The organism is Sphingobacterium paramultivorum, from assembly GCF_014109745.1.
In the GTDB taxonomy this organism is placed as follows: domain Bacteria; phylum Bacteroidota; class Bacteroidia; order Sphingobacteriales; family Sphingobacteriaceae; genus Sphingobacterium; species Sphingobacterium paramultivorum.
In genome coordinates this window covers 5016826-5029205 of the sequence record NZ_CP058555.1, presented here as the reverse complement: position 1 = coordinate 5029205, position 12380 = coordinate 5016826, and the positions used below count along the sequence as shown (strand labels likewise).

Here is a 12380-nt window from a genome sequence, read left to right as displayed (position 1 = left end):
CATGCAAAAGGTTGTACCATTCTTTCTTATTTTTCTTGCTAGTCATGTTTATTCACAACAAAAACATACACAGTCACCTGCACATCAGGGCAAGTCCTTTGCTAAAACCGTCATCAAGGACAGTGTAAGTATCGTTGCAAATGCAAAATATTGTAAAGCCAGTAAATTCAAAAAGTTCTTCCTTGGCGAAAACTACCGCAAAGAATGGGCTGCAGAAACCACCTTACCTTTGCTCCAACTTTCAACCTTATACGGGGGACTGCGTCCTGTTAAACAAGGGGGCGGGATGCAATCGGTTTCTCTACGACTTACAGATTCAAGCGGTCAGGAATGGGCACTGCGATCAGTCAATAAAAGGACTGAATCCCTTATACCAGAAGAGCTACATGGCACCTTTGTACAGGATGTCTTGGACGATGCCACTAGCGCACAGCATCCCTATTCTGCGCTTATGATCCCCGCTTTGGCAAATGCCGTGAACGTCCCACATGCCCATCCAATCATCGGCGTTGTTGCACAAGACAGCATATTGGGTGAATATGCTCCGCTTTTTGAGCATACGGTGGCTTTACTAGAAGAACGCGAGCCTCTTGGTGATTCAGACAACAGCCCGAAAGCTGTACGAAAACTACAGGAAGATAACGACGATAACTTTAAGGCTAAGGCATATCTCCGCGCAAGAATGCTGGATGTACTGGTAAGCGATTGGGATCGACACGAGGATCAATGGCGTTGGTACAATGAAAATCAGGATAGCACAGATCACGATAAAGACTATATTCCTATTCCCCGCGATCGGGATCAGGCACTACGTGTCACACAAGGTTTTCTGATGAAAGATATCTATCAGCAATTTGTCAACCCAGTCATGCAAGGTTTCACGACCGGTATTCCCGATATTCGCTATTCTTTGTTTAAATCACGCTTTTTAAATGCTCATCCGAGCAACCAGCTTCCTCACAAGGAATGGACCAAAGAGGTCAAGCAATTTGTAGCTCGTCTCACAGATTCGGTATTATGGGAGTCGGTACATAGCCTGCCGCAATCGTCCATTGCTATTCGTGGAGAGCAAATTTTTAAAACACTTCAAAGCCGTCGTGATGCACTGCCCATGGCGATGGAAGAGTATTACAATTTCATTAATAACATTGTCGATATTCATCTCAGCGACAAAAACGAAAAAGTAGAAATATACAGCACAGCGAATAAAAACTTAAAAGTCAAAGTTTCGAAGATCAATAAAGATGGTAAGGTCACCAAAGCATTGATGGACAAAACCTATAAAGATTCCCTGACAAAAGAAATTCGTCTCTATTTGGCTGAGGGAAAAGACTCTGTTGTCATCGATAACGCAAATTCTCCTATAAAACTCCGAATTATAGGAGATAACACGCCAAAGACTTATGTGATCAACCAAAGCAAATCGAAAATACAGCTTTACGAAAACACCAAAAATTCCACTTTACTGGGTGAAAAGAACAAAATAAAGCTTCATTATGCACAAGATAGTACCAACACGCAATTTGTTCCTGTAAACCTGTACAACACCTGGCTTCCCCTGGTAACTGCGGGTTATAATGCTGATGACGGTTTTTCGCTGGGGCTAGGCGCTGCTTACACACATCAGCGTGGATTTAGAAAAAGTCCCTTTACTTATAAGCAACAACTTACTGTAGCAACAGCCTTCCGGACCGGAGCTTATAAAATTCACTATAGGGGCGAATGGATAGCTGTTGTCGGGGATGCGGATCTTGTTGTCGATGCGCTAGCAAAAGCTCCTGACAACACGCAGAATTTCTTCGGCGTAGGCAATAACTCGCTCTTCTTAAAGGAACAGTATGGTGCAAAATATTACAGAAGTAGATTCAATATTTTCAATATCAATCCACAGTTAAGGTGGAAACCTTCAGCTACATTAAACTTTGCCGTAGGTCCGCATATCCAATTTTACCACTTAGATCCGATTGAAAATGAAGATCGATTTATTTTAAATCCCCAAGCTTTACATTCTTACGATAGTTTATCGATTACCAAAGACAAAGCTTTTGCAGGTATCAATGCCTTTTTAACACAAGACTCCCGTAATCGAAAGATTAACCCAAGTAAAGGGCTATATATTGAAGCCGCTTTGAATTCCTATTTTGGACTCAATCAGTACTCAAAAAATTCAGCGCAGTTAAGTGCTGCAATGACCGGCTATTTTAGTGCATTCAATGAAGGTATTATATTCGCCAATAGAACAGGAGGGGGCACCGTTGTCGGGAACCCTACATTTTATCAATATCTATTTCTAGGCGGCCATGAAAATCTCAGAGGATTTCGCCAGTACCGATTTGCAGGGCAACAGATGCTTTATAATAACCTAGAGGCTCGTGTTAAAGTACTTGATGTCAAAAGCTATGTTCTTCCAGGTGAATTCGGACTAATGGGTATGTATGATGTTGGGAAAGTATGGGCAAAGGGCTATAACAACGATAAGTTTCATCAGGGTGTGGGCGGAGGCATTTATTATATCGTCGCCAATGCACTTCCTTTACATTTTGTCATGACGAAATCCAATGAAGGCTGGTATCCCTATTTCAGCACAGGTTTCCGCTTTTAAAATTTTCGATCCATGGAGATAAAGAAAGTACAACTCACAACGAAGAAAACGGCCAATACGTATGCAAATGGCAGGCTAGACTTTGAACCATTTTTCAAATACCTGGAATCTTTTATTGAAAATGGCACTTCATCCGATGATATGATTCCTTTGTATGCATTGGAACGCATCAAAGAAATAGAACATCTCAACGGGAAACTCTGCAAGCATAACCTCAAAGCCTATAAAGATATTCTGCAATTGATTTATAGCCTCTCCGTATCGTTGATTGACACTGCTCCAAAAAGGTACTGGGCACTCACAACAGCCCTAGCAGAAGAAGCCTTTTATGGAACGGAAGCCTTTTTCGACCTAGTTAGCCATCAGCTTGTCGAGCAAGAAATTCAAGGGAAGATGCGTACCGGAAGCCTTCTTACCAATCAAGAAAAGCTCTTTTATACCCTCATCTTCGAGCGACTCTATGGCTTTTCTTCCAATGAAAACAGCAGTATTGTTTATCATCAACTCAATGATCGGGGGGAGATCGTCGATTATTACGATTTGGACATCGATTTCAAATTTGTTGAGATCAAGGCAAAAAAAACACTTCCTGCGCTTGATATAGGTCGTTTATCGGAAAATCCCAGTGATTCGCTTTTTGATTGGAATACCGTTATCAATACCGTTAAACTGGAAGATTTTGAGTTATCGGGATTTAGTATTGTAACTTTCAGAAAGACCAGTACGGAACATACTTTACGTCGCATTCAGTCCATTCTCTTGGATCTGCCGACATACAATTATCATCTCTTTTTCGCTGATTTAGAAAAAATCATCACACCGCTATTAAAAGGGGCTGAAACCGTATTTAGTTTATTTCCGTTATTCCAATTAAATGGGGTCCCATTTTTCGATTATTCAATCACCAACAAAAGCATCTTGATTGCGGAAGCGTATACCGCAAATAAAACATTCAAGATCAATCCTGAACTTGCGGACTACCTAAAACATCCGCATGTTATATTTTATACAAATAATGCGACGAATGGCCTCCGAAATACCACATCCATTTTCGACGAACGGATTAGTCGCTCGGGAGTAACGACCTATCTGTGTATTCCACTCATTCATAATCATTCCCTCTCAGGCATATTGGAAATATACAGCCGTGAACAAGATCAGCTCGACAATGATACAATGCAAGCCTTAGGTTCTTTGGTCCCCCTTTTATCACAACTATCTCAGGATATCACCCTAGAATTTAAAAAACGTATCGACGATATCATCATCAACCGGTTTACGACCATACAGCCTTCGGTTCAGTGGAAATTTAACCATATTGCGGCCCAGTACATTCAGGAACTGGAAAACGACAGTCGGGATGCGCATATTAAGGCGGTAGTATTTGAAGATGTCTATCCCCTCTATGGTGCTGTCGATGTCAAAGACTCAACGATCATACGAAACGCCTCCATTCTGAAAGACTTTAGCTTCAAGGTCAAACAGCTCGCAATGCTTATTGATGAGCTCTCTTTAGATGGAAAGCACAAGTTGATTATGACTTTTTCAGCACGTGTTGATCAAATTACAGAATCTCTTGACCATATTTCTTTTGATGAGTCGATGGTCAAGATCATTGAGTTTTTTAGGAAAGATGTACAGCCATTTTTAGAAGAAGCCAGAAAGCAATTCCCGTCAAAAATAGAGGTGATCGAACATTATGCGAAGCATTTTTTCACCAATCGGGACACAGGTGAGTTTTATCGCAATGAATTTGAAACTTCTTTACGCCAGATCAATCAATTGATCAGTAGAGAACTGGATCATTTCAATAGCTTCATCCAGGGGAATTATCCATCTTATTTTCAAAAATTCAGGACAGACGGTATTGAATATGACATTTATATCGGCGAATCCATTACGCCACAACAACCTTTCAGCTACGAATTTATCAATGTATTTAGGCGTCAGCAAATTATTTCGATGGCTAGAATTACGCTGAAAGCTTACCATGCGAAAGATATTCTTCCTCTGACTTTAGAAACAACACAATTGATTTTTATCAATCCACATAGCATTGATATTAGCTTTCGGGAAGATGAACGGAGGTTTGATGTAGAGGGATCTCTCAATATCCGTTATGAAATAATCAAAAAAAGGATAGACAAAATTCGGATAAAGCGAACCAAAGAACGACTTACCCAGGTCAATAAAATTGCGATTGTCTATTTATCGGATGAAATCCTAGAGGATCTCATGTTGAGTATAAAGGCAATCTACGACATGGGCATCATTGAGCATACCATCGAACATTTAAAATTGGAGGATGTACAGGGAATCGCGGGTTTGAAAGCTATTCGCCTTTCTGTAAATTTAAACTATCAAGATTTCTCCTAAATTTGTCCAATAAAAGGAGATTTATCCCCATTGGTGTAAGCGATATGGGGTACCGTCAACTGGAGATTTTAATATAATGATTTAAAAAGGATTACCATGATTACTGATGCCAACTATTTTTATCTGAGCGATTTGCTTGGCACCTTATTTTTTGCAATATCAGGCACCCTGTCGGCAAAACGTAAAGATATTGATATTTTTGGGGCAGCCTTTTTAGGCTTTGTGACAGCCATTGGCGGTGGATCCATGCGGGATATATTTTTAAATCTGCGCCCAGTATGGGTCAATGATAGCAATTATCTCATCGCCATTTTCCTCGGAATTTTAATTGCCATTGTCTTCAATAAACAATTGTATGGTTATTATCGTACCTTGACACTTTTTGATGCCATCGGAATTAGTTTTTTCACTATCCTGGGGGTACAAAAATCACTCAACTACGAAAGCAATACCTATGCTGCCATTATCTTTGGAATGTTCACCGCGGTATGTGGGGGGATGACGCGCGACGTCTTACTCAACGAAACTCCATTAATCTTTAAAAAAGAAGTATACGCTACCGCCTGTTTAGGTGGTGGCCTCACTTACATCTTGCTGGTACATCTTGATCTTGATCTTTCCTGGGCGGCCTTCATTGGGGCAGCAGTTGTATTTTTAATACGAATGACAGCCGTTAAATATCGTCTATATTTACCCCGGTTGGATTGAGGAAAGTCCTTCTTCGCGTGTGAAGTTTTTATAACACGCCTTACTGGATGACCAATTCGGTCTCAAAAATGGATTAAAAGGATGGATCAGTGGGTCGAACGCGGATATTTTTGATCTCCAATCAATTTTACGCGGAGGAAGCAACAAAGAAAAAGCGTTAGTATGAACTAACGCTTTTTCTTTTGCTGTGGGAATTTCATTTTATAACCAACGCGAATATTTCCTTTCGCGATAGCATCTAATCGCCCCTTCAGCATCGTTTTCTTCAAGGCACTCAATTTGTCGGTAAATAGTTTACCTTCAATATGATCATATTCGTGTTGTACCACACGTGCAGCCAAACCTGTTAAGTCTACTTCATGTTCTTCAAAGTTCTCATCTAAATAATTGATGCGAATATTTCTGTGACGCAATACGTCCTCATTAATATCTGGGATACTCAGACATCCTTCACCGAAAGCCCATTTTTCACCAGACTCTTCAACCATGATAGGATTGATGAAAACTTTTTTGAACGATTGGAGCACTTCTTTGTTTTCTTCATCATCTTCTGCGAAAGGAGTTGCATCGATAACGAACATACGTATAGGCAAACCTACCTGTGGAGCTGCCAACCCAACACCATGAGCTGCATACATGGTATCGAACATATCATCAATCAATTTCTTTAAATCTGGATAGTCTTCATCTATTTCTTCAGCGACCTTTCTTAATACAGGATCGCCATACGCCACTATCGGAAGTTTCATATGTATTATAATTATTTATAAGTGCCGATACTCATTGCTATACCTGAGTCCGTTACACGCTGTTTGCTTTTAAAGGTCACTTGGCACCTGTTGTAATTTTAGCACGATTTAATTTCAGATTATGTCAGGCTGATTGCTCACCCTGAGTCATTGTACTTTTTTAACAAGGATACCTTGTATCACCATTATATTCTTCGGTACAAAGGTACGGATAATTATTAAAAGTGAATATTTCGTCAAAACTTCCATAAAAGTTACTTTTGTTTTATGGATCCTTCGTTTATAAATTTGTCAACACAGTTCAAGCTTAGGCTCGAGCAAGCTCTTGAAGCCCCATTAGGGTTTTGCCAGGATGATGGATTTATACAAATATCCTCTCCGGAATTAGCAATTAACATTTTACTATATCCTCACAACAAATCCGTTAGAAGTGATACTTCCGACCCTTGCATTCATATCGATGAAGACCAATTAATAACAAAGTTTGATTTGATCGTCAGACGCATTGTTTCTAGAACAAAAAATGACAAACGCATTTACGCACGCAATACTGTATTTGCCCGGATTGACAAAAGAACGAGTTTACAGTTCCTCGTGGAACATCATTTACAAGCCGCTCTTCCCGGCAAGTATCGTTATGGCCTTTATGAACAGGGAGAGCTTGTCGCGGTCGCGGTATTCTCTGGAGGGCGTCGAATGTTGAATAAAGATGAAGACTATCGCTCATTTGAACTAATACGTTTTTGTAATAAAACAGGTATTAATGTTATAGGAGGCCTAAGCAAATTAATTAAAGCCTTTTGTAGCGATTTCTCGCCAGGAGACATTATGACTTTCACCGACCGTGATTGGAGCCAACACTCTTCGCTCGAAAAAATTGGGTTCGTTGCGAAAGAAATTACGGCACCGATTAGCTTTTGGATCACAGGAACAAAGCGGTATACCTATCGAAATACAGATGAATTAAAGGCGCTTAGGGAGCAGTTCCCCAATGGCTTTCCCAAAGAAAATATGGGTAGCATCAAGATGATTTTATACATAAAATAAGCTAAATTGTGTATATTGTACACTGTAAAAGTTTGAAAAATAAATAATCAAAAATAATAACGTTATGAAGAGAAAACTTCGCATGGGTATGGTCGGAGGCGGAAACGATGCCTTTATTGGAGCTGTACACCGTATTGCCGCTTTTATGGATGGCAAGATTGAACTGGTTTGTGGTGCATTTAGTATTGATCCACAGATTTCAAAACAATCTGGAGAAGACTTATTTGTAGCTCCTGAGCGTGTCTATCTAAACTATGAAGAGATGATCGAAAAAGAATCTTTGCTTCCCGAAGGCGAACGCATGGATTTTGTAACGATCGTAACACCCAATTTTTTACATTTTGCTCCCGCTAAATTAGCGCTAGAAAAAGGTTTTGATGTTGTCGTTGAAAAACCAATGACAGTATCCGTTGAAGAAGCAAAAGAATTACAAGAAACGGTAGAACGTACTGGTCGTACTCTGTGCCTTACCCATACGTATTCAGGCTACCCAATGGTTAAACAAGCTAAAGCAATGGTCAAAGAAGGTCACTTCGGTAAGATCAGAAAGATTGTTGTTGAGTATCCACAAGGTTGGTTGAGCCGTTTATCGGAACGCGAGGGTAATGCTGGGGCCGCTTGGCGTGCAGATCCGAAACGCTCGGGTAAATCGTTGGTTATGGGTGATATCGGTACCCATGCTGCGCATTTAGCGGAATATGTATCGGGCTTAAAAATCCAAGAGCTATGTGCAGACCTAACAACATTTGTTGAAGGCCGTCTATTGGATGACGATGGTTCGGTGCTTTTACGTTTCGAAAATGGTGCTAAAGGCGTATTGATGGCTTCGCAAATTTCAGCCGGAGAAGAAAATGCTGTTCGTATCCGAATCTATGGTGAAAAAGGTGGATTGGAATGGGCTAATGAGGATCCGAACAATTTAATTATCAAAATGCTTGATCAACCTCGTCAGCTTTATCGCACAGGAAATGCTTACGCAGCGCCTTATACGTTGAGTTCTTTTGCAACACATAATACCCGTGTACCAGCCGGTCACCCTGAAGGGCTATTAGAATCATTTGCGAATATCTATCGTAATTTTGCGGCAACAGTTACAGCCAAACGTGAAGGAAAAACCCCTACAGCTGAACAACAAGATTTCCCAACAGTTTACGATGGCGTAAGAGGCATGGCTTTTATCGATACTGTCGTAAAAAATAACGAAGGAACAGAAAAATGGACTAAATTTGTTCTGTGATAGACAGATTAAAATATACACTTTCTCTTTTGGAACAGCAAACCGTTCCCAAAGAGAAAGTTATCGTTATCTTAGGCCCTACAGCTTCTGGAAAAACGAAACTGGCCGTCCAACTGGCCCAACACATTGATGCTGAAATCATCAGTGCTGATTCCCGCCAAATCTATCGAAGGATGGACATCGGTACGGGAAAAGACCTATCGGAATACCAAGATATTCCCTATCATCTTATCGACATTCATGAACCGGGAGAACGCTACAATCTCGGAAACTTTATTGCTGACTTCCGTCAAGCCCAACAATCCATTCTAGAAAAGGGAAAATATACCATCCTGTGTGGTGGTACAGGTTTATATATTCAAAGTGTAATCCAAGAAAATCCCTATGCGCTGATCCCATCAATCAAAGGCTTCAAGGAGTCATTACTTGCATATCCAGAGACGGAGCTGTTAGAACGTCTTCAGGAATATACGCTACCTGTGAACTTTCAAATCGATCTTTCGACAAAAAAACGTATAATCCGAGCAATAGAAATATTAGCGTTTTTAGAGAATCACCCCGATCACATCGTCCAGCAACAAGCGGTAGATAGCATTGTTATCGGATTAAATCCTCCGTTGGAAATCAGACGCGAACACATTAGCCAAAGATTAAAACAACGATTGAATGAAGGCTTCTTAGAAGAAGTGTGCGGGCTCTTGACAGAAGGTATTACACACGAGCAGCTTCAATACTATGGTTTGGAGTATAAATATGCGTCACTCCATCTCCTTGGGCAGCTCGATTATCCTGCTTTTACCGCAAAACTGGAGACAGAAATACATCGCTATGCCAAAAGGCAAATGACTTACTTCCGCAAAATGGAAAAAGACGGCATAATTATCCATTGGGTTTAAACAACACAATAATATAAAAACAAAAAAGGGTTAGTATCACTACTAACCCTTTTCGTTAATCTCTTTCTATTATAACTTGATTTCCTCATCCTTCGCATTGAAGAAATGGAATTCAGTTAGATAATATGACGTCATTGGATTTACTTTAATCCATTTTCCGTACTTCATGAACCATTTCATTCTTTTAGAAATCAAACCAGACTTAATGTAGGCGTCTATATAAGGGTGAACACATAAGGTCACCTTCTTTTCGTTCTGTTCTTGAAGGATAAAGCTCAAATTATTTTCAATATCATCCATGAGGACAATACTTGATCGGATTTCACCTGTACCATCACAAGCCGGACATTTTTCGTTTGTGACGATATTCATTTCAGGTCTAACGCGCTGACGTGTAATTTGAACCAATCCAAATTTACTTGGAGGCAAAATTGTATGTCTCGCTCTATCCGCTACCATACATTCTTTTAAGAACGTATACAACTCTTTTCGATGATTGGGTTTATGCATATCGATAAAATCGATGACTACAATTCCGCCCATATCACGCAAACGCAGCTGACGCGCAATTTCTTTTGCTGCTTCCATATTGACCAGCAATGCATTGTCTTCCTGATTCTCCTTATTAGCAGAACGGTTACCACTGTTGACATCAATGACATGCAAGGCTTCGGTATGCTCTATAACGAGGTACGCACCGCCCGGCAATGTTACAGTTTTGCCAAAAGCTGCCTTGATTTGCTTTTCAACTCCGAAATGATCAAAAATTGGCTCTTTATGTTTATAAAGTTTGACAATTTTCTCTAAGTCTGGAGATATATCGTGTATATATGATTTTGTTTCTTCGAAGATCGAAGGATCATTAACATAAATATGCGAAAACTCGTCTGTCAAAATATCTCGTAGAATAGTGGATGCACGATCCATTTCGCCAAGAACCTTTTGAGGCGGTTCAGCATTACGAAGACGTTTGGTAAATAGCTCCCATTTTGAGATCAGGTCCAATAAGTCACGTTGTAGTTCTTCAACACCCTTACCCTCGGAAACTGTGCGAATGATAACGCCAAAATTAGCTGGCTTAATTCCTTCGACAATCTTTTTTAGGCGATTGCGTTCATTACTACCTTTGATACGCTTGGAAATGGAAACAGTACTTGAGAAAGGTACCAAAACGACAAAACGACCCGCTATTGAAAGGTCTGAGCTCAGACGCGGTCCTTTTGTTGAAATGGGTTCTTTGGCGATTTGTACTGGCACGAGCATATTTTTGCTTAAGACATCAGAGATCTTACCAGCTTTATCGATATCCTTTTCAAGTTTTAAACTATTGAGCAGTTTCTCTTGATAACTGCCATTCTTCACTATACGCGTAAGCTTTAGCAAAGATTGAACTTGAGGACCCAGATCTAAATAATGTAGAAAAGCATCCTTTTCGTAGCCTACATCTACGAAAGCTGCATTAAGCCCAGGCATAATTCGCTTAATACGTCCGAGATAGATATCTCCAACGGCGAAGTTATTATTTGCGGGCTCGCGGTTAAGTTCAACAAGCTGCTTATCTTGTAGTAAAGCAATAGTTACCCCTTTATCAGGAGTTGAATCGATAATTAATTCCTTTACCAAAAGCTACTCATTTTTGATACCTATGCAATATCCTATCGCAATCTTGGGTATCCGATTAAACATTTAAAGAACGTTGTAACGAAAAAAACAATCTACATCCCCTTCACAGACATGTAGATCGTTTCGTAAAGCTATCTCAGCAAAATGGGCCAAGATGTTTAAAAGCTTATCACAAGACTATTTTTTCTTGTGTCTATTTTTTCTTAAACGTTTTTTACGTTTGTGAGTAGCCATCTTGTGTCTTTTTCTTTTTTTTCCGCTTGGCATAGCTAAATTTTTTAATGATTATAAAATAATAAATTAATTACTTGCTCAATTCCGCGATCTTTCGATCGATGAATTGTGATAGGGAAGGATCGGCTGCCAGTTCCTTACTTTTTTGAAAAGCTGTAACGGCTTCCTTTTTCATCCCAATATTTTCATAGCCTGTGGCTAAGTAAAAGTATGACTCAGCATCGGGTTTTTGATCGATAACGGTCTTAAAACGCTCGATGGCTTTGTCAAACTGACGGGATTGTAATGAAAACAACCCCAAAGTTTTGTTTGCTTCTAAGTTTTTAGGATCGGCAGCAACGACTTCGCGCAATAAGGCAATACCTGCCATAGGGTTATTCGTTCCTGATACCATTGCGGCACCCAATCCTGTTTTTGCATCCAAACTACTTGTATTCGCTTTTAACGCAGCTTCATATGCATGAATAGCATTTTGATTCAACGCTTGGGCTAAAGTAGAATCCTGCAAATTTGTATAAGCGGCACGATAAGCATTACCTGCTTTCAACCAATATTCAAACTTCGGTGAAACCTTTGCCATTTCCTCATAGATGAAAGCCTGAGGGGCTGGTTTTGCGACATCATCCCACTTATTTGCCAACTGTTGCAACAGCTTTATCTTATCCTCTCCAGAAGCTTTTGCAACTTGGCCCTCAATATCGGAAATTTCTTTGACTAAACTAGCATCTAAACCTTGTTTTGTCATCGAAGATATATTTTCCAAATTAACTTCATTGGAAGGCTTCGACTCAGATGCTGCAGCAGTTTGTTTTTCTTTGTTCACCAAACCTTTAATAGGCTGCGCTAAAAGCACAGCAACCAAGGCTACTACTGATCCTATTACTATTATCTGTTTGGTTTTTGCCATT

9 protein-coding genes are annotated in these 12380 nt (G+C 40.0%); 6 read left to right on the top strand and 3 right to left on the bottom strand.

Annotated features, from left to right (window positions below; genetic code table 11):
* Nucleotide 1 precedes the first annotated feature (1 nt).
* From HS960_RS20985 to HS960_RS20975, 3 genes are all read left to right on the top strand, one after another.
* A complete protein-coding gene (locus HS960_RS20985) occupies nucleotides 2–2602 on the top strand; it encodes a BamA/TamA family outer membrane protein (protein ID WP_182330591.1) in 2601 nt (866 codons plus the stop codon).
* Nucleotides 2603–2614: 12 nt separating this feature from the next.
* Entirely contained in the window at nucleotides 2615–4978 is a 2364-nt protein-coding gene (locus tag HS960_RS20980; protein ID WP_153847976.1) for a GAF domain-containing protein, read from the top strand.
* Nucleotides 4979–5074: 96 nt separating this feature from the next.
* Nucleotides 5075–5686, top strand: a complete 612-nt coding sequence (locus tag HS960_RS20975) for a trimeric intracellular cation channel family protein (RefSeq protein WP_153847975.1) — start codon at nucleotides 5075–5077, stop codon at nucleotides 5684–5686.
* Between the two features lie 167 nt (nucleotides 5687–5853).
* On the opposite strand, the gene def is transcribed toward HS960_RS20975, so the two are convergent.
* The gene (def, locus tag HS960_RS20970; RefSeq protein WP_088163356.1) at nucleotides 5854–6435 is read right to left on the bottom strand and encodes a peptide deformylase; all 582 of its coding nucleotides are present in this window, start codon (nucleotides 6433–6435) and stop codon (nucleotides 5854–5856) included.
* 267 nt (nucleotides 6436–6702) lie between these two features.
* Between def and HS960_RS20965 the strand changes: the two genes are divergently transcribed.
* From HS960_RS20965 to miaA, 3 genes are all read left to right on the top strand, one after another.
* On the top strand, nucleotides 6703–7482 hold the full coding sequence (locus HS960_RS20965) for a hypothetical protein (RefSeq protein ID WP_182330590.1): 780 nt from the start codon (nucleotides 6703–6705) through the stop codon (nucleotides 7480–7482).
* A 64-nt stretch (nucleotides 7483–7546) separates the two neighbouring features.
* A complete protein-coding gene (locus tag HS960_RS20960; RefSeq protein ID WP_153847973.1) occupies nucleotides 7547–8719 on the top strand; it encodes a Gfo/Idh/MocA family protein in 1173 nt (390 codons plus the stop codon).
* A complete protein-coding gene (gene miaA, locus HS960_RS20955; protein WP_153847972.1) occupies nucleotides 8716–9615 on the top strand; it encodes a tRNA (adenosine(37)-N6)-dimethylallyltransferase MiaA in 900 nt (299 codons plus the stop codon). Before HS960_RS20960 ends, miaA begins: the two co-directional genes overlap by 4 nt.
* A gap of 69 nt (nucleotides 9616–9684) precedes the next feature.
* On the opposite strand, the gene HS960_RS20950 is transcribed toward miaA, so the two are convergent.
* Nucleotides 9685–11238 (bottom strand): Rne/Rng family ribonuclease, encoded by a 1554-nt coding sequence (locus tag HS960_RS20950; protein ID WP_046673301.1) that lies wholly within the window; start codon nucleotides 11236–11238, stop codon nucleotides 9685–9687.
* 304 nt (nucleotides 11239–11542) lie between these two features.
* Nucleotides 11543–12379, bottom strand: a complete 837-nt coding sequence (locus HS960_RS20945; protein WP_070562796.1) for a tetratricopeptide repeat protein — start codon at nucleotides 12377–12379, stop codon at nucleotides 11543–11545.
* Nucleotide 12380 lies beyond the last annotated feature (1 nt).